This is a genomic window from Streptomyces sp. NPDC104761 (assembly GCF_055583445.1).
Genome location: NZ_JBVJNZ010000001.1, coordinates 1008245 through 1026855 on the forward strand (window position 1 = coordinate 1008245; position 18611 = coordinate 1026855).

Here is an 18611-nt window from a genome sequence, read left to right on the forward strand (position 1 = left end):
CTGGGTGGGGGGACTGGCCGTGGCGCGTCAGGGGCGCCAGCGCGGGGCGTAGCCGCTGGTGAGCTTGCGCTTGTTGTGGCGCCACTTCGGCTCGTGGTTGACCAGCTCGTTGGTGAAGCCGCGCAGCCGGCGGATGACCGCCCCGTACGGCTTGATGGCGAGCGAGGAGAGGGTGCCGCCGGGCGGCTCGTCCATGAACGGCATGAACGCGTCCGGGAAGCCCGGCATGGTGCAGCCGATGCAGATGCCGCCGACGTTCGGACAGCCGCCGATACCGGCCATCCAGCCCCGCTTGGGCACGTTGCAGTTCACGACCGGACCCCAGCAGCCCGTCTTGACCAGGCACTTGGGCGAGTTGTAGTCCGCCGCGAAGGTCGCCTGCTCGTAGTAGGCGGCCCGGTCGCAGCCCTCGTGGACGGTGCGGCCGAACAGCCACTGCGGCCGCAGCATGTGGTCCAGCGGCGGCGGGGGAGCGGTGCCGGCCGCGTGGTAGAGCACCCAGACCAGGGTCTCCATGAAGTTCTCCGGCTGCACCGGGCAGCCCGGGATGTTCACCACGGGCAGCCCGCCCTGGGACTTGAAGTCCCAGCCGAGGTAGTCCGCGAGGCCCATGGCGCCGGTCGGGTTGCCGGCCATCGCGTGGATGCCGCCGAAGGTGGCGCAGGTGCCGACGGCCACCACCGCCCAGGCCCGGGGCGCCAGTTCGTCGATCCACTCGTTGAGGGTCTGCGGCTGACCGGTCTCCGGGTGGTTGCCGAAGGACGTCCAGTAGCCGTCGCCCTCGATGATGTTCTGGTTCGGGATGGAGCCCTCGATGACGAGGATGAACGGCTCGAGTTCGCCCCGCGCGGCCGCCCGGTACGGCGCGAGGAAGTCCTCCCCGCCCAGGCTCGGCGAGAGCACCTTGTTGACCAGGTTGACCTTGGGCATGCCCGGGATCAGGCCCAGGACCAGGTCCTCGATGGAGGGCTGGTCGGCGGCCGTCACGGAGACGGTGTCGCCGTCGCAGCTCATGCCCTCGGAGATCCAGAGGATGGTGATCTCGTCGAACCCCTGGTGCTCGCCGTCGGTCCGGCCGGCTTCGCCGGTGACGGCCGTCGTGCCGTTCTTGCTGGTGCTCATACGCTAGGCCTCCGATGGAGTGGGCCCCGGGGACGGCTCGGCAGCCGCCGCTGGGTCCGGGACGTCGGTGCCCCCGAGCGGCTCGACTTCGTCGGGCCGGAAGTAGTGGAAGCGGCCGTACCAGCCGTGCAGTTCGGCCGCCGGGTCGTCGTCCACGGTGACGGCGAGGTGGGTGCTGCCGTCCACGTCGTGGAAGACGGCGGCGACGGTCGCGGTCCGGCCGGCCAGGAACATGTCCTGGGCGTCGGCGCCCCTGCCGCGCGGGCGCAGCCGCACCGGGCTGCCGCCCCCGACCCGCATCCCGTCGACGAGGACGGTGTCGGTGGCGGGCGAGAGCCCGTCGTCGCCACCCTCCTGCCACCAGGCGGGACGCCCGCCGGGGGAGGCCGCCCCGCCGGCCGGCTCGAGCGAGCGGATGGCACCGTGCAGGCGCTCGAAGACCTCCGGCGGCATGGTGTCGACCCGGTCGAGGATCTCGGCGGCCCGCGGGTCGGTGGCCCGGGCCTCCCGCTTCTCCTCGTCCGTCAGCAGCATGGTCCGCAGGGTGAGGATCTCGTCGATCTCACCGGCGTCGTGCAGGTCGCCGGGGCTCTCCGGCGCCACCTGCGGGTGGTCGGGAAGGATGATCGGCGAGGAGAGCAGCAGGGCGGACGCCGAGCCGTCCTCGGCGGCGGTGGCGGGGGGCGGGCCGCCGAGCACCGGGAAGGTGAAGTCGTTGCGGCAGCTCCGGGCGGCCTCCTTCAGGGCCCGGCCCGGGTCGACCAGGGAGACGAACTCCGCGCCCTCGGCGCCGAGGAGGGTGTGGGTGGCGATGAGCGCGTGCCGCAGGGCCAGGTCGCGCGGGGCGCCCGGATCCCCCACGCACCCGTCGTTCGCGGTGCGTACGCGGAGCCGGAAGAGGTCCTCGCCGAGCCGCTCGGCCACCAGGACGGTACTCGCCCGCACCTCCGCCCGGTGGCGGACGATCCGCCCGGCGCCGCCGGGCAGTTCCTCGGTGTCGGTACCGGCCGGGGAGCCCACCGCGAACCTGTGCTCGCCCTCGTCCAGCGCGGCCGTCAGGTCGGCCGCGCGGGCCGCCGCCTCCTCGAAGGTCAGCTGCACGGTCCCGTCGCCGCAGGCCAGCGACTCGACGGGCCGCCCGTCGGCGTCCTCGACCTGCTTGTGCTGCAGTTGCAGATACCGCACCCGCAGCCGCACGACCGCGTCCGGCCGGCGCACCCGCAGCAGGCACTCCGTCCGCTGGTACCAGGAGTCCGCCGAACCCGACACGCCCGGTCTGACCGGCCCGTCCGCCTCCGCCCAGTCGCGGGGGAAGAGGACTCCGAACTGCCAGCGGGCACGGTTCTTCGGTGACGACCGCCGATAGGGGTAGAGGAGGTAACCCTCGTAGAGCACGGCATCGGCGACGGCACTCATCGCTTCGAAGGTCGGCACGGGACGGCCGGAGCCGTCCACCAGGGCAGTGCGGGGCGCTCTGCCGTCGACCATTCCCTCGGCCATGCAGCCTCCTCGGATCCGTGCGCGCGCCCATACCTTCCACCACGGTCACACCGGTCACGCCCGCGCGCCTCTTCTGGACGAGCGGGGTTGGTCCGCACGGGGGACGGCTGGGAGCGGGCCGGGTCAGTGCGCGGCGGCGGTGCCGCCGTGCCGCCGGACCGGTGAGTCGACGCCGGGGGCGGGGAAACGGCAACGGCGGTGGCCGTGGCGGCCGGGCGCTCAGGGCGCGACGAAGAGGGCGGGGAAGCGGGGACCGAGCCAGGGCTTGCGGCCGTAGGCGAACACCTGGCCCCGGGCCATGGCGAGCCACGGGTTGCGGCGGCCGAGGGCGATGAGCAGGAAGGCGACCGGGTCGATGAGGATCGTGCAGTCCGGGTGGCCGGCCGGCTCCGGTGCCACCTGTACGGCGCCGTCGGCCAGGGCGACGCCGAAGGCGCCGCCACCGCGCAGCCGGATCGTGTAGCGGGCGGTCAGACCGGCGGTGGCCGTGCCGTCGGCGACGGCCGGCATCACCGAGAGCAGGAACGGCACGCACCACGCGACCCGTTCGGCGTCGATCATGTGCGGGCGGCGCACCGCGCGGGCGAGGTCGTAGCCGTGGCCCAGCATGTGGGTGAGCAGGTAGGAGGCGAGCACGGACCGCTCCATCGGGCCGAGCGGGGTCACCGGCGCCGGGCCGTCGGCCGTCGCGGCCAGCGCGTCGGCGCACCGCTCCGCCTGCTCGCTGATCATCGCGGCGAGCGGCGCCGCCCGGCGCTCGCCGAACACGGCCAGCGACTCGGCGTTGGCCGCCGCCAGGCTCTGCGGCGTGCCGTCCCCGTACGGCCGTTCCCGGCCCAGGGCGAGGTCGGCCATCAGCTCGTTGGCCAGCGCCAGATGGGCCGCCGCCTCGCCGACCGTCCACCGCGAACCCGGTACCGCCCCGCTCGTGTCGGCGACCCCGTCGAGTACGGCCGTGATGTCGGCGGCGGTACGCCGTATCGCCTGCCCGAGCCCCGCGGGCAGCGCCCCGCGCACGTCCTGCCCTGCCGCCTGATCCACGCCGCCCACCCCTGTTCCGTCGCGCGGTACCCAATCAGACGCACGGGCCGGCCACAACCCCCGTGACGATCACCGCGCCCCGAGCCCCCGCAGGAAGGTGTCGACGACCGTGTCGGCGGCCTGGGCCGCGCCGAGCTCGGGCAGCTCCCGCGAGGCCAGATGCATGAGCTGCGGCAGCAGTGAACTCGCCCAGGCGAGCGGCAGGTCGGCGCGGAGCAGCCCCTCCTCGGTGGCCCGCCGCAGGAAGTCGTCCACCTCTCGGACCAGGGCGTCGCGCCGCTCCCGGATCGCGTCGTCGGCCTTCAGACGGGTCAGTTCCACCGGCCATGTGCGGTTGACGTCGATGATCTCCTCGACGTACCGGTGCAGCGCCACCGCGACCGGGGCCTCCCGCAGCCGGGCGTTCTCGACGGCCCGTTCGACCGCGTCGTACCGCGCCTCGTAGATGGCCGCGAGCAGCTCCTCGCGGGACGCGAACCGCCGGTAGACGGTGCGCCGGTCGACACCGGCCTCGGCGGCGATCGCGGCGATGCTCGCGCCCGGATCGACGGCGAGCATACGGGCCCCGGTGGTCAGAACGGCTTCCAGATTGCGTGCTGCGTCGGCTCTCACGCGCCAGAGCATATCCACACGTGTGGAACCTGTCGCACCTTGTGACGCATGTCTGAGGCGAACACTTTCATAAGTGCTACATTGAAGTGACAGATGACCGCACCGAGCCGTTCGAACCCTTCGGAGAACGCACATGATCACGTACGACCGTCTCTACATCGCGGGCTCGTGGGCTGAGCCCAGCGACCCGGCACTCCTCGACATCAGTTCACCGCACGACCAGGCGGTCATCGGCCGTGCCGCCCAGGCCCGGCCCGCCGACGTGGACCGGGCCGTGGCCGCCGCCCGCGCCGCCTTCGACGAGGGCCCCTGGCCGCACACCGCGCCCGCGGAGCGGATCGCCCTCGTACGGCGGCTGAACGCCCTGCGGGAGGCCGACGCCGAGCGGATCGCCGACGTCATCTCGGCCGAGAACGGTTCGGCCCGCTGGTTCACCCGGGCCGGCCAGCCGGGGCTCACCCGGCAGGCCGAGGCCTACCTCGGGGCGGCGGAGGCGTTCGGCTGGGAGGAGACGCTGGAGTCCGCCCCGGCGGTCCGTACGGTGGTGCGCCGCGAGCCCGTCGGTGTCGTGGCCGCCGTCATCCCCTGGAACTCCCCGTTCTCGGCGGCCATGGCGAAGATCATCCCCGCGCTGCTGGCCGGCAACACCGTCGTCCTGAAGGTGTCCCCGGAGAACTCGCTGAGCATGGGGCTGCTCGCCGAGCTGCTGGAGCGGACCGGGCTGCCCGAGGGCGTGATCAGCGTGCTGCCCGCCGACCGGGAGACCAGTGAGTACCTCGTCTCGCACCGCGACGTCGACAAGATCGCGTTCACCGGCTCGACCCGGGCCGGCCGCAGGATCGCCGCCATCGCGGGAGAACAGCTGAAGCGGGTCAGCCTGGAGCTGGGCGGCAAGTCCGCCGCGATCATCCTGCCGGACGCGGATCTCGAACGGGCGGTGCCGGGACTGAAGTTCGCCTCGCTCCTCAACAACGGCGAGGCCTGCATCGCGCAGACCCGCGTCCTCGCGCCGCGCAGCCGGTACGAGGACGTCGTCACGGCCCTCAAGGACCTGGTGGAATCGCTCAAGGTCGGCGACCCGGCCGACCCCGGCACCTTCATCGGCCCGATGGTCCGCCGGGACCAGCAGCAGCGCGTGCGCGACTACATCGAACTCGGCATCAGGGAGGGCGCGCGGCTCGTCACCGGCGGCCCGCAGGTTCCGCCGGGCCTGGAGAACGGCAACTACGTCACCCCGACCGTCTTCGCCGACGTCGACAACTCCCTGCGGATCGCCCAGGAGGAGATCTTCGGCCCGGTCCTCGTGGTCATCCCCTACGACGACGAGGACGACGCGGTGCGGATCGCCAACGACTCCGAGTACGGCCTCTCCGGCGGCGTGTGGTCCGCCGACGAGACCCACGCCCTCGACGTCGCCCGCCGCCTGCGCACCGGGACGGTCACCGTCAACGGCGCGCCCATCTCCTTCGACGGCCCCTTCGGCGGCCACAAGGCCAGCGGCATCGGCCGCGAGTACGGCGCGGTGGGGCTCGCCCAGTACGTCGAGTACAAGTCGGTGACGCTGGCGGCGTCCGGGGGCTGACGGGAGCTGCCCTGGGTGGTGGCCCGCAAGGACCGTCGTCCGGTGGGCTCGACCCGCCACCCGGCACATCGCGGCGGGCGCCCGACCGCTGCGACGGCATGAGTCCGGGCTGACCACCAGCCGACAGACCGCGCGAGTCCACCCGCCGTGCGCCCAGCAGGCCTCCGCGAAGCAGACGCCCGGTCCTAAGCGGTCTCCGCCCTGCGGGGGGATCCGGTGATCACGACGGACGCCCACCCCGCGGCACCCCGGGGATCTCCCGTGTGCTGCGACACTCCCCGCGGATAGGGTGGGCGGTGATCGACAGGGACGGGCTGGGCGAGGGCGGCGGACGGCGTGGGCGGTGCCGAGGAGAGCAGGAGCACGGGCACCGGGCGCCCGACGTCACGGGACGTGGCCCGGCTCGCCGGCGTGTCGCACACCGCGGTGTCCTTCGTGTTCAACGGCCGGGCCGAGGGCAACCTCTCGCCCGCAACCCAGGACCGCATCCGGCAGGCCGCCGCACAGCTGGGCTACCGCCCCGATCCCGTCGCCCGCGGTCTGCGCCGTCGCCGTACGGCCGTGATCGGACTGGTCACCGACGAGATCGCGTCCTCACCGTTCGCCGGCCGGCTGCTGCGCGGGGCCATGGAGACGGCCTGGGGCAGCGACCATCTCGTCCTCACCGTCGACTCCGGCGGTGACCCTGCCAAGGAGGACGCGGCCGTCGCGGAGCTGCTCGACCGGCGCGTGGACGGCATCGTCTACGCGGCCATGTCGCTGCGCCGGGTCCGCGTCCCCGAGGGCCTGCACCGCACCCACTCCGTGCTGGCCAACTGCCTGCCCGAGGACGACTCCCTGCCCGCCGTGGTCCCCGCCGAGCGCGCCGGTGGCCGTACCGCGGCCCGCCTGCTGCTCGACGCGGGCCACCGCCGGCTCGCCGTGATCGGCGGCCTGGACGACATCGCCTCGGCCGAACGCACCCGCGGCTTCCGCGACGCGCTGCGCGCCGAGGGCGTCACCGTGCCCGAGAAGTGGATCGTGCGCGGCGGCGGGGAGATCTCGGCGGGATACGCGGGGGCGCTGCGCCTGTTCGACGGGGTCGGACCGGACCGCCGCCCCACCGGCGTCCTGTGCTACAACGACCGGGTCGCGGCGGGCGTCCTGCACGCCGCGACCCGGCTCGGGATCGACGTCCCCGCCGATCTGTCGGTGGTCGGTTACGACGACCAGGAGCACATGGCCGCGTTCCTCACCCCGCCGCTCACCTCGGTCGCGCTGCCGCACCGGGCGATGGGCGAGGCGGCGGCCCGGCTGCTCCTGGACGCCATCGACACCGGCCGGACGCCGCCCGCGACCGTCCGGCGTCTGGCCTGCCCCGTGGTCAGCCGCGCCTCCGTGGCTCCGGCGCCCAGCCGGTGACCCGGGCACCGGGCCCCTCGACCACCAGCTCGGCGATGTCACCCGGGCGCCGGTAGACGCGCTCGGTGACCATCGCCCGCTCCCCGACGAAGAGTTCGAGGAGCGAGCCGTCGACGAGCAGCCGGAGCGCGAGTTCCGGCGCTTTCGGCACGTGCACGGTGATCGGGGCGGAACCTTCCCTGCCGGTCCGGGGCCAGGCACTGCGGTCGAGGACGACGGTTCCGCCGGCCGGGTCGGCCCGGAGGGCCAGGCTCCGGCCCGACGCGTCCCGGAGCAGGCTCACCGTGGTCGGTTCGCAGGCGGTGACCGTCAGGTCGTACGTCGTCGGCAGCGGAACCCGGCCCGGCGCGGTGACGAACGGCTCGGCCGGGCGGAGCAGGTCGAGCTCCGGGGCCGGACGGACGCGCAGTGAACCGTCGGGGTGTACGTCGACGACCCGTGGCGCGGTGAGTACGCCGGCCCATCCGGCCCGGTGCACCTCGTCCTGCGGGCGGGCCTCCCACGACCAGCCCCACAGCAGTGTGCGGCCCGGTTCCTGGAGCACGGCGGGAGCGTAGAAGTCCCGCCCCTGGTCGAGCCGGCCGCCGGTGCGCGGCACGAACCTCAACGTTCCCAGGCCGTCCGTCTGCAGACGGCCGGTCAGGTATCCGGTCGAGCAGGGATCCCCGTCCCACAGGGACACCAGGAGGACGTGGTCGCCGCCCGCGGTCTCGTACAGGTGCGGGCACTCCCAGCCCACCGCCCTGTCGCCGAACGCGGCGACGGCCACCGGATCCCTGCCGTCCAGCAGCACACCGGCGAACCGCCAGTCGGCCAGGTCGTCGCAGTCGTAGAGCAGGACGGACGGCGTGCCGTCGGCGTCCCCGGCCCCGACGAGGGCCCAGCGCCGGTCCGCGTGGCGGAAGACGAACGGGTCGCGGAACATCACCACGTCCCGTCCCGGCGGCGGCCCGGTCACCACGGGCGTCGGCAGCGGCTTCCACTCGGTCAGCCGCTCGTCGTCCGGGTCCGCCGCCCGCGCCAGGCAGATGGCGCCGAGGCCGGCATGGGCACGGTCGACTCCCGTGTAGACAGCGGTCGGTGTGCCGTCGTCGTCGACCACGCAGCCCGACCAGCAGCCGGCCTCGTCGCGGCCGCCGGGCGTCGGGGCGAGCGCGATCGGGTGGTGCTCCCAGTGCGCGAGGTCGGCGCTGGAGGCATGTCCCCAGTGGACGTTCGCGTGTACCGGTGCGTCGGGGTTGTGCTGGTAGAAGAGGTGGTAGCGGTCCCGCCAGCGGAACGGCCCGTTGGGGTCGTTGATCCAGCCGGTGGACGGACGGACCCTGAGACGCGGGGTGTTGGGGTCATGGCTCAACGGTTGACTCCTGCGGACGTGATGCCCTCGCGCAGCGGGCGCTGGCCGACGACGAACACGGCGACGGCCGGGAGCATCGAGAGCACGACCCCGGCCAGGACCACCGAGATCGACCCGGTGCCGAGGTTGCCCTGGAGAGAGACCAGGCCCAGCGGAAGCGTGTAGTTCTGGCTGGAGGTCTCCAGGATCAGCGGGCGGAAGAACTCGTTCCAGTGGTAGTTGAAGGCCAGCACGCCGACGATCGCCAGGCCGGGTGCGGCCAGCGGCGCGTACACCGAGCGGAAGATCCGCCAGGGCCCCGCGCCGTCCAGCATGGCCGCCTCGCCCAGGTCCTTCGGCATGCCGAGGAAGTACTGGCGCATCAGGAAGGTGCCGAAGGCGGTCGGGAAGGCCGGGATGATCAGGCCGAGGAGTGTGTCGGTGAGGTGCATCGACTTCAGCACCAGGAACACGGGCACGATGGTGACCTGCAACGGCACCATCATCGTCGCCAGGACCAGGCCGAACAGCGGCTTCTTGAAACGGAACTCCAGGCGCGCGAAGGCGTATCCGGCGAGACCTGCCGTGATCATCTGGCCGAGGGCGATCAGTGCGGTCACCAGCGCGGAGTTGAGGGCGAGCAGCCACACGTCGATCTGCTGGAAGACCCCTCGGTAGGCCGCGGTCGTCGGGTGCGCCGGGATGACCTGCGGAGGCAGATCGAAGGACTGGGCCGGAGTGCGCAGGGAGGTGGAGACGGTCCAGATGACCGGGCCGAGCGTCAGCAGGGCGCACACGGTCAGTCCGGCGATCCGGGCCCACGGGGCGAGCGAGTGGCGTACGCGGCTCAGGGACAGGGTTGCTTGGCTCATGCGGCTCACCGGCTCACTGGTAGTGGACGTAACGCCGGCTGAGCCGGAACTGGAGGGCGGTGACCGCCATGATCAGCGCGAAGAGCAGCACGCCCACCGCGGACGCCTCGCCGAAGTCGAGCTGCTCGAAGGCCCTCTCGTAGATCACCATCACCACGGTGCGGGTGGCGTCGCCGGGTCCGCCGTCGGTGAGGACGTAGGGCTGCTCGAAGACCTGGAGGGCGTTGATGATGCCGACCACGGAGGCGACGAGCAGCGTCGGCGACAGCAGCGGCAGCGTGATGCCGAGGTGCTTGCGCAGGCCGCTCGCGCCGTCGAGGGCGGCGGCCTCGTGGATCTCCTTGGGGATGTTGTTCAGACCCCCGACGAACAGCAGGAACGAGAATCCGAACTGCTGCCACACGTAGACCAGGATCACCGTGGCCATGGCCGCGTGCTCCGAGGTCAGCCAAGGCACGGGCGCGACGCCGACCACGCCGATCAGCCAGTTCACCACCCCGAAGTCCTGGTTGAACAGGTACTTCATCACCACCGAGATCGAAGCGGCGGACAGCACCAGAGGGAAGAAGAACGCCGACCGGAACACCGAGCGCAGCCACACCGGCATCCGCCCGGTCAGCGCGAGCGCCAGCACCAGCGCGATCAGCAGTTGCAGCGCGACCGCGAGGACCATGAACAGGAGCGTGTTGCGGAAGGAGACCAGGACGGTCGAGTCCGTGAACGTCGTACGGTAGTTGGCGCCGCCGGCGAAGCGCGGCCGGTCGATCACGTTCCAGTGGAACAGGCTCAGCACGAGGGACCCGATGATCGGCACGACCGTGAAGACGACGATGCCGACGATCGTGGGCGCCAGGAACAGCGCGGCCAGCAGCCGGGCGCCGCGGTCGCGGACGGAGCGCCGCACGACGACGGCGGGTGGCACGGAGGGCCGTGGACGTACGGCCGGGACCTGGGTGTTCGTCATACCTCACGCTCCATGGCCTGCTCCAGGGCGCCCTGCATCCGGCGCAGCGCGGGACCCACCGCACGCGGTGAGGCCAGCGCGGTGCCGGTGTACTTGAGCAGGACGTCGGTCACCTCGGCGACCTGCGGTGGCGCGGGGATCGGGCCCGTGTCGGGGAACCGGTCGAGGGTGTCGTAGAAGACCTGCCAGTGCGCGGGGCCGCTCGCGGCGTAGCGGGCGGCGTTCAGCATCGAACGCCGGGCCGGGGTGGTCTGGTTGCCCTGGAACAGCCGGGTCATGGTGTCCTTGCGGGCCGCGTATTTGATGAACTCCCAGGCGGCTTCCTGCTTCTTCGAGGTGCGCAGCAGCGCGTAGCCCGCCGCGCCGAACTGGTGGCGCTGGGTGCGCCAGCGCGGGAAGTACTGCACGTCGTAGTCGGCGGCCCGCATGCCGGCCAGATGCAGACCGCCCGCCCAGAATCCGCCCGCCGGCGTGACGCCGACGCGGCTCGTGGAGAACACGCCGACCAGGTTGCTGCCGTTGCCGCCCTCGGGCCGGGTGCACAGGTTTTCCCGGACGAGGGAGGCGAGATAGTCGTACGCCTCCTCGACCCGGTCGGTGGTGGCCTGCGGGGTGGTCCAGCGGAAGCCCCCGCCGCGCCCCCGCCGGTCGGCGGCCGGATAGAAGGCGTCCCACAGCCAGGAGCCGCCGGGCGCCTTCGACTCCCGGAGCAGGTTCGTGCCGTTCGCGAAGAGCCAGGGCACCACGCCGCCCCACAGCCGGTTGGTCCAGAAGTACGGAGTGAAGTGCGCGTCGCCGGCCCGCTTCATCTCCCGCAGCAGCGCGGTGAAGTCGTCGCGGCTCCAGTCGGCCGCCGGGAATCCCGCGCCCGCCCGCTCGAGTACCTGCCTGTTGAGGTACATGTCGGCGGCGTTGAACTCCATCGGCAACTGGTAGAGGTTGCCCTCGTACATCATCGACTCCACCAGCGAGGGGTGGACGTCGGCGAAGTACTCACGCAACTCGGCCGCGTCCCGCCGTACCCAGCGGTCCAGTGGCACGCCGAGCCGCCGGGCGAACAGCTGCACGCCCTCGGTGGCCACGTACACCAGGTCGGGCGCGCTGCCCGCGGCGATCTGGGTGAGGATCTTCGCGAAGAAATCCGACCAGTCGACGGCCTGCACCGCGTTCACCCGCAGCGGGATGTCCGGGTGGAGCCGGTGGAAGCCCTTGGCGAGGGCGTCGACGGTGGCCGGGTCGAAGGCGGAGCCGAGGGTGGCGACGACGAGGGAGCCGTCGTCGCGGCCGGGGATGTCGGCTCCCGTGAGCCGGTCCCAGCTCGCGGCGGTCGCGGCCAGGGCGGCCGCTCCCGCCCCGTACGCGCCGTACCGCAGGAGCGTGCGGCGGGGGAGGTGCGAGTCAGTCATCCAACGGGCCTAACTCGTGTTAGATCAGGGTTGATGCCCCAGATGATGGGAACCGCCCAACAGGCCTGTCAAGGGTCGGGAACGCTTGACCTTTAACGAGTTAGGTCTACAGTCCTCGTTCACACGAGCCGCCACGCGCCCTCACGAGCCGTCATGAGAGGAACGATGCGTCATGCCCGGAACATCAGGGATGTCCAGGAGAGCACTGTTCGCGGGATCGGCGGCGGGCACCGCCGCCGCACTGCTGCCCGCCGGAACGGCCACGGCCGCTCCGCAGCCCGGAGCCGCGACCAAGAGGAAGGCCAAGGCCGCCGCGAGCGGGGCGAGTTACCGCGCCGCGTACCACTTCACGGTTCCGGACCAGTGGAAGAACGACCCGCAGCGGCCCGTCTGGATCGACGGCGAGTACCACTACTACTACCTCTACAACGCCGACTACTTCACCGGCGCCGTCGGTACCGCGTGGCGCCTGGCCACCACCAAGGACCTGGTCTCCTTCACCGACCGCGGGGTCGCCGTGCCCAAGGACACCACCCCCAACGGCGACCTCTGGTCGGGTTCCGCGGTGGTCGACACCGGCAACACGGCCGGACTCGGCGCCGGCGCGGTCGTCGTCATCGTCACCATGTCCCCCGGCGGCGGCACCGACCACCAGGAACAGTTCCTGTACTACTCGACCGACGGCGGAGTCACCTTCAGCAACCACGGGACCGACCCCGTCCTGCCCAACCCGGGCGTCGCCGACTTCCGCGACCCCAAGGTGATCCGCGACGAGGACCGGGACCGCTGGGTGATGGCCCTCGCCGAGAACGACAAGATCGGCTTCTACCACTCCGACGACCTCAAGTCCTGGACATACGCGGACGGATTCGTCCACGACGGCATCGGCGTCCTGGAGTGCCCCGACCTGTTCCGCATCACCGCCGGCGACGGCACCGTCAAGTGGGTGCTCGGCGCGAGCGCCAACGGCAAGGGCTCGGGGCTGCCCAACACGTACGCCTACTGGACGGGTTCCTTCGACGGCAGCGCGTTCACCCCTGACGCGAACGACCCCCAGTGGCTCGACCACGGCTGGGACTGGTACGCCGCCGTCACCTTCGAGAAGCGGGACGCCCGCGGCGCGGTGGACGCGGCCGCCCGGTACGCGATCGGCTGGGTGAACGACTGGGACTACGCCCACACCACCCCCACCATCGACTGCGACGGCTTCAACGGCACCGACTCCGTCGTCCGCGAGATCACCCTGCAGAAGGCGTCCGACAGCACCTACTACCTCGCCTCCCGTCCCGTCGCAGGCCTCGACTCGCATGTCTCCCGCACCGTGGACCTGGGCGACGTGACCGTGGACGGCACCAAGGTGCTCGACTACACCGGTGTCTCCTACGAGGTGACGACCGAGATCACCTGGTCCCGGCTCACCGGCGCCGGCCTCCAGCTGAGGCGCTCACCCGACGGCGGCCGGCACATCGACGCCGGGATCTACGCCGACTACGCCTTCCTCAACCGACGCAACACGATCAACGCCGACACGTCCGGCAAGTGGCAGGAGAGCCACACCCCGTTCGACCCGGCCGCCGGCACGGTGAGGCTGCGCATCCTGGTGGACCGCACGTCGGTGGAGATGTTCGTCGACGACGGCCGCTACGTGCACACCAGCCAGGTGTTCCCGTACCTGCTGGACAATCGGCTGGCACTGTTCACGATCGGCGGCAGCGCGGTGTTCCGCAACACGGTGATACGCGAGTTCTCGGTGTGAGGCCGGCCGGGGGAGCGGGTGCACGCGTCGCCGGGACGGCCTCCAGAACCAGCGCGGCGGCCGGTCGCCGGCACGCATGCCCCTCCGCACCGCCTCTCCTCGGCCGCCGATGACTTTCGGTGTGCCGGACGGTCCAAGCCGGCACACCTCACCAACGGAGAGACCGATGGGCAACACCCGCTTGCACCCGATGACTCACATCGCCCGGCGCATGTTCGAGCTCCTGGAGCCGATCTGCCTGGTCACCTACCTGGCCGAAGAGTGCAACGAGGAGCTGGCCGCACTCGGCCACCGCGGATACTGGGACGGCTACTTCGCCAGCCGCGCCGCACCACTGGGACGCGTGCCGGCCCACGTCGTGCACGCGGCCTTCTACAACTTCGCCGACGGGGAAGCCGCACGGCACATCCCCCGTGCATGGGAGACCATCCCGCCCGAGGCGTCCCTCGCCGCGCGGCAGCGGGGCAGCGTGGCGTCCCTGCGGCGCATCCTCGGCGCGGGGCCGGCCGACTCACCGGGCCTGGCGCGCGCCGCGGACCTGACCACCAAGGCCGCGACGAGCGCCCCCACCGAAGGGCGGGTGATGTACGCCGGCATGCGCACCCTCGAGGTACCCGCCGATCCCGTCGCCCGGCTGTGGCATTCCGCGACCATGCTCCGCGAGCACCGCGGCGACGGGCACATCGCCGCTCTCGTCGGCGCGCGCATCGGCGGCACGGAGGCCCACGTGCTCTGCGCTCTGGAACAGGGCATCCACCCCCCGGAGTCCTTCGGACGCATTCACCACCTGCCGAAGGAGCGCCTGGCCGCGGTCATGGACGGCCTGCGCGAACGCGGACTCGTCGACTCCGACGGCCACTTCACCGACGCCGGCCGCGCGACGAAACAACGCATCGAAACCCTCACCGACGAACTCGCCACCCCGCCCTACGTCGCCCTGTCCCCCGCCGAACTCGACGAGCTGATCACCGAGCTCGAACCCATCACCGCGACCCTGGTGGCCGCAGGCTCGCGGTGACCGGGGACCAGAGAAGGCACAGGCCACCGACGAGCCCTCCGAGAACGCTAGGGTGGCCGACCGGTCCGGGCCGCAACCGCGCCGCCACCGTCGATGCACCGGAGGTCACCCGTGTCGAAGCCCCGTTTCGCCGTCCTCGGCGCCGGCAGCATCGGCTGCCATCTCGGCGGCCACCTCGTCGCGGCCGGCTACGAGGTGGTGTTCATCGGCCGCCCCTCCGGCATGGAGGCACTGCGTGAGCGAGGGCTCACCCTCACCGTCGGCGCCCGTCCGCCCGTGCACCTCGCGCCCGAGCGGCTGACCCTCGCCACCGAGCCCGAAGCCGCGGCCGGCGCCGACTATGTGCTGGTCACCGTCAAGACCGCCGGGACCGAGGCCGCCGCCAAGGACCTCGCCGCCCACCTCGCCCCCGGCGCCGTCGTGGTCAGCTTCCAGAACGGCCTGCACAACCCCGCCACCCTGCGCCCCGCCCTGCCGGGACACACCGTGCTCGCCGGGATGGTGCCCTACAACGTGGTCCAGCCCGGACCCGGCGCCGTCCACCAGGGCATGCCGGGCACGCTCATGACCGAGCCCGACGACACCCTGCACACGGCCCTGCGCAGTGCGGGCCTGGCCGTGGAGGCCCGCACCGACATGACCGCCGTGCAGCACGCCAAACTGCTGATGAACCTCAACAACGCGATCAACGCCCTGTCCGGGCTGCCGCTGCGCGACCAGCTCGGCCGACGGGCCTACCGCCGCTGCCTGGCCCTGTGCCAGCGCGAAGCCCTCACCGCCTACCGCGCCGCCGGAATCACCCCCGCCCGCCTCGGCCCGGCCTCGCCCCGGCTGACCCCGTACATACTCGGGCTGCCCGACGCCGTGTTCCGCCGGGTGGCCGCGGCCTCGCTGCGGATCGACGCGCACGCGCGCTCGTCGATGTGGGAGGACCTGCAACGCGGCCGCCCCACGGAGATCGACTCCCTCCAGGGGGAGATCGTCGCCCTTGCCCGCAGCCACGGACAGGACGCCGCCGCCAATGCCCGGCTCGCCGCCCTCGTGCACGAGGCGGAGACCACCCCGCGCGCCTGGACCGGAGCGGAGCTGTACGCCGAACTCCGCGCCGCGTCCTGAATCCTTTGCCGCCTGTGGCTCAGAGCACCCGGGTGCCGTCCGGCCGAAGCAGCAGGCGGAGGAGGCGGCGTCTCCGTCGGCTGCCCGGCGGCGCCGATCCGGCCGTACCGCACTGTCACGACCAGGTCGGCGACCGAAACCTCGTAGAACGGCGCATCCCGTTGATCCCGTCACGGAACGGATAGGGTCGGGGCGTGGACCGCAGCGACAGGCAGCCGGACGAGGTGCTCGCCGGGGCAGCGGGGGAGGAGCCGTCGCCCCGGTCGGCGCGGGCCCTGTGGTGGGGGTCGGCCGTGCTGGTGCTCGCCGTCCTCGGCACCTCGGTGCTCGTCGTCGGCGCGGACCACGCAGGGCTGCTGCCCGCGGCCGTGGCGCTGGTCCTCGTCGAGGTCTGCGCCCTGAGGTGGGTGGCGCGCGCCCCGGCCGCCGTACTGGCGGTGACCGCGGCGGCGGGGCTCGCGGTGTGGGCGCTGCTGCCGCCGGTGACCCTGACCGGCGCCCTGCTCGGGGCACAGGTCGCCCTGTGCGTGCTGTCGGCGCTCGAACCGCGGCGGGTGTCCGCGCGGGCGCTCGTGGCGATGTGCCTGCCGGCGCCGCTGTCCTTCGGCGCGGGCGGCCCCGCGGGCCTGGCGGTCTACCTGCTCACGGTCGTCCTGGCGTGGACCGCCGGGCAGTGGCGCAGGGCGCAGCGGGCCCGGACGAGGTCGGAGACGCGCCGGGCCGTGGTCGAGGAGCGGGCGCGGATCGCACGCGAGGTGCACGACGTCGTGGCACACACCCTGTCCGTGATGGTCGTCCAGGCGGGCGCCGCCGACGACGTCTTCACCCGGCAGCCCGAACAGGCTCGCCAGGCGCTGCGGGCCATCGAGTCGGGTGCCCGCTCGGCACTCGGCGAACTGCGCCTGCTGCTACGGGCGTTCGGGCCCGACGAGCGCGCGGGGGAGACTGGGGAGCTGCGCCGGCCGGGGCCCTCGCTGGCGCGTCTGGACGAACTGGCCGACAGCGTACGGGCGACCGGACTGGCCGTGCACGTGGACCGCGACGGCGCCACCGACGCACTGCCGGCCGCGGTGGACCTGACGGCGTACCGGATCGTGCAGGAAGCCCTGACCAACACCCTGCGCCATGCGGCGGACGCCGACGAGGTGAGCGTGCGCGTGCTGCTGGAAGGGACATGTGTGGAGGTCACCGTGGTCGACAACGGGCGTAACGCGCAGGGGCGTTCGGGTACGACAGGAGCGGGGCGCGGGCTCGTGGGAATGCGGGAGCGGGTCCGGCTCGTGGGCGGCAGCCTGCGTGCGGGCCCCCTGCCCGGCGGCGGGTTCGAGGTGGCGGCGCGGCTGCCGGTGGAGGGTGTGTCATGACGCTGCGTGTGGTCCTGGCCGACGACCAGGCCCTGGTCCGTACCGGCTTCCGCATGATCATCGACGCCCGGGACGACCTGGAGGTGGTCGGTGAGGCGTCCGACGGCGGCGAAGCGGTGCGGCTGACGCGGGAGCTGGCGCCCGACGTGGTGCTGATGGACATCCGCATGCCCGTCGTGGACGGCATCGAGGCGACCCGCCGGATCGTGGCGGACGGCGGCCGGGCCCGGGTGCTCGTGCTGACCACCTGGGACGTGGACGCGCACGTGGTCGACGCGCTGCGGGCCGGAGCGAGCGGATTCCTGCTGAAGGACATCCGCGCCCCCGAACTCGTCGACGCCATCCGCGTCACCGCGCGCGGTGACGCGCTGCTGGCGCCCACCGTGCTGCGCCGCGTCCTCGACCGGTTCCTGCGCACCACGCCCGACCCGGCGCCGCCGCCGTCGCTGCGGGACCTCTCCGCCCGCGAGCGGGAGGTGCTCACCCTGATCGGGCAGGCACTGTCGAACGCGGAGATCGCCGGGCGGCTGCGTCTGTCGGAGGCCACCGTGAAGAACCACGTCACGGCGGTGCTGCGCAAACTGGGCCTGCGCGACCGCGTCCAGGCCGTCGTCGCCGCCTACGACCACGGCCTCGTACGACCGCGCCGCGCCTGACGTCACCAGCACCGGCCTCTCCTCCTCAGGGAGGAGACCGGGCCGCTGTCCTCCCCTGCTCCCGGTCGCGGTCCGTCCCGGCGGCCGATCCGCGGCCCGGGTGACCGGCCCTAGCGTCGAGATGTGACCGATGACCTGGCCTGCCTCATGTACCTGCTCGCCCACGACGACGCGGCCGAAGGCCCGTACGACCGTTCCCGGGCCGAGCTGCTGGTCCGTGCCGCCGCCCTCACCGACCTCGCACTGCGCGGCCGGCTCAAAGAGGACCGCGGCACGGTCACCGTGTCCGGCACGGACCCGACCGGCGACCCCGTCCTGGACGGGGTGCTGCGCGACGCCGTCGGCGGGCACGGCTGGAAGCAGCTCGTGCGCCGGCACCGCAGGCGAAGCCTGACGGAGGTCGAGGACCGGCTCGCCGCAGCCGGACTCCTCACGCTGCGGGCGCCCCGCTTCCACGTCGGCGCCCGGCGGTCGACCGTGACGGACCACGCCGTGGCCGCGGCACTGCGCGCCAGGGTGTCCGCGGCACTGCACGGCGACGGCCCCGTGCGGGAGGTTCCCGCCGCCGACGCTGTGCTGGTGGCGCTGGCCGCGGCGGGCCGGGTCCGCGCGGTCGTGTCACGGCAGGATCAGAAGACGCACCGGGCCCGTATCGACGCCTGCACGAGGCGCCTCGGCGCCCTCGCCCCCGGCCTGGAGCACGCCGTACGCGCGCTGCCGACGACCATGGTCGCCGCGCAGGGCGGCATGGGCGGCAGCTGACCGCGGGGCGGGAGGACCGACCGCAGACCGCAGGCCGGGACAACCGACCGCAGACCGCAGGGCGGGATGACCGACCGCAGACCGCAGACCGCAGGCCGGGAGGACC

General features: G+C 72.8%; 16 protein-coding genes. 8 read left to right on the top strand and 8 right to left on the bottom strand.

Annotated elements, in window-relative coordinates; genetic code table 11:
- Nucleotides 1-27: 27 nt before the first annotated feature.
- The 4 genes from ACZ63F_RS04590 to ACZ63F_RS04605 all read right to left on the bottom strand — a co-directional run bounded on the left by ACZ63F_RS04590 (nt 28) and on the right by ACZ63F_RS04605 (nt 4221).
- Nucleotides 28-1122, bottom strand: coding sequence for an NADH-quinone oxidoreductase subunit B family protein (locus tag ACZ63F_RS04590; protein WP_457694855.1), 1095 nt, complete (start codon nt 1120-1122; stop codon nt 28-30).
- Between the two features lie 3 nt (nt 1123-1125).
- Nucleotides 1126-2622, bottom strand: coding sequence for a hypothetical protein (locus ACZ63F_RS04595; RefSeq protein ID WP_469708616.1), 1497 nt, complete (start codon nt 2620-2622; stop codon nt 1126-1128).
- A gap of 219 nt (nt 2623-2841) precedes the next feature.
- On the bottom strand, nt 2842-3663 hold the full coding sequence (locus ACZ63F_RS04600) for a maleylpyruvate isomerase family mycothiol-dependent enzyme (protein ID WP_469708618.1): 822 nt from the start codon (nt 3661-3663) through the stop codon (nt 2842-2844).
- Between the two features lie 69 nt (nt 3664-3732).
- Nucleotides 3733-4221 (bottom strand): TetR/AcrR family transcriptional regulator, encoded by a 489-nt coding sequence (locus tag ACZ63F_RS04605; protein ID WP_469709327.1) that lies wholly within the window; start codon nt 4219-4221, stop codon nt 3733-3735.
- Between the two features lie 187 nt (nt 4222-4408).
- Between ACZ63F_RS04605 and ACZ63F_RS04610 the strand changes: the two genes are divergently transcribed.
- Nucleotides 4409-5857 (top strand): aldehyde dehydrogenase, encoded by a 1449-nt coding sequence (locus ACZ63F_RS04610; RefSeq protein ID WP_469708620.1) that lies wholly within the window; start codon nt 4409-4411, stop codon nt 5855-5857.
- 336 nt (nt 5858-6193) lie between these two features.
- Nucleotides 6194-7258 carry a LacI family DNA-binding transcriptional regulator gene (locus ACZ63F_RS04615; RefSeq protein WP_469708622.1) on the top strand — a complete coding sequence of 355 codons (1065 nt, stop codon included), beginning with the start codon at nt 6194-6196 and terminating at the stop codon, nt 7256-7258.
- On the opposite strand, the gene ACZ63F_RS04620 is transcribed toward ACZ63F_RS04615, so the two are convergent.
- Genes ACZ63F_RS04620 through ACZ63F_RS04635 form a run of 4 tightly spaced genes read right to left on the bottom strand, consistent with a single transcriptional unit; the run spans nt 7221 to nt 11833 of the window.
- Nucleotides 7221-8612 (bottom strand): glycoside hydrolase family 32 protein, encoded by a 1392-nt coding sequence (locus ACZ63F_RS04620; protein WP_469708624.1) that lies wholly within the window; start codon nt 8610-8612, stop codon nt 7221-7223. The genes ACZ63F_RS04615 and ACZ63F_RS04620 overlap by 38 nt on opposite strands.
- On the bottom strand, nt 8609-9463 hold the full coding sequence (locus ACZ63F_RS04625; protein WP_469708626.1) for a carbohydrate ABC transporter permease: 855 nt from the start codon (nt 9461-9463) through the stop codon (nt 8609-8611). Before ACZ63F_RS04625 ends, ACZ63F_RS04620 begins: the two co-directional genes overlap by 4 nt.
- A 13-nt stretch (nt 9464-9476) precedes the next feature.
- Nucleotides 9477-10427 carry a carbohydrate ABC transporter permease gene (locus ACZ63F_RS04630; protein WP_469708628.1) on the bottom strand — a complete coding sequence of 317 codons (951 nt, stop codon included), beginning with the start codon at nt 10425-10427 and terminating at the stop codon, nt 9477-9479.
- Nucleotides 10424-11833, bottom strand: coding sequence for an extracellular solute-binding protein (locus ACZ63F_RS04635; RefSeq protein WP_469708630.1), 1410 nt, complete (start codon nt 11831-11833; stop codon nt 10424-10426). Before ACZ63F_RS04635 ends, ACZ63F_RS04630 begins: the two co-directional genes overlap by 4 nt.
- 172 nt (nt 11834-12005) lie before the next feature.
- Between ACZ63F_RS04635 and ACZ63F_RS04640 the strand changes: the two genes are divergently transcribed.
- The 6 genes from ACZ63F_RS04640 (at nt 12006) to ACZ63F_RS04665 (ending at nt 18505) form a co-directional block, all read left to right on the top strand.
- The gene (locus ACZ63F_RS04640) at nt 12006-13589 is read left to right on the top strand and encodes a glycoside hydrolase family 32 protein (RefSeq protein ID WP_469708632.1); all 1584 of its coding nucleotides are present in this window, start codon (nt 12006-12008) and stop codon (nt 13587-13589) included.
- A 166-nt stretch (nt 13590-13755) separates the two neighbouring features.
- Nucleotides 13756-14607 carry an SCO6745 family protein gene (locus ACZ63F_RS04645; protein WP_469708634.1) on the top strand — a complete coding sequence of 284 codons (852 nt, stop codon included), beginning with the start codon at nt 13756-13758 and terminating at the stop codon, nt 14605-14607.
- A gap of 111 nt (nt 14608-14718) precedes the next feature.
- Nucleotides 14719-15723, top strand: coding sequence for a 2-dehydropantoate 2-reductase (locus tag ACZ63F_RS04650; RefSeq protein WP_469708636.1), 1005 nt, complete (start codon nt 14719-14721; stop codon nt 15721-15723).
- Nucleotides 15724-15917: 194 nt separating this feature from the next.
- Entirely contained in the window at nt 15918-17087 is a 1170-nt protein-coding gene (locus tag ACZ63F_RS04655; RefSeq protein ID WP_469708638.1) for a sensor histidine kinase, read from the top strand.
- Nucleotides 17084-17743, top strand: coding sequence for a response regulator (locus ACZ63F_RS04660; protein WP_469708641.1), 660 nt, complete (start codon nt 17084-17086; stop codon nt 17741-17743). The genes ACZ63F_RS04655 and ACZ63F_RS04660 overlap by 4 nt, the downstream gene beginning before the upstream one ends.
- A 123-nt stretch (nt 17744-17866) precedes the next feature.
- Nucleotides 17867-18505: a GOLPH3/VPS74 family protein gene (locus ACZ63F_RS04665; RefSeq protein ID WP_469708643.1), complete on the top strand. Its 639-nt coding sequence runs from the start codon at nt 17867-17869 to the stop codon at nt 18503-18505.
- Nucleotides 18506-18611: the final 106 nt, after the last annotated feature.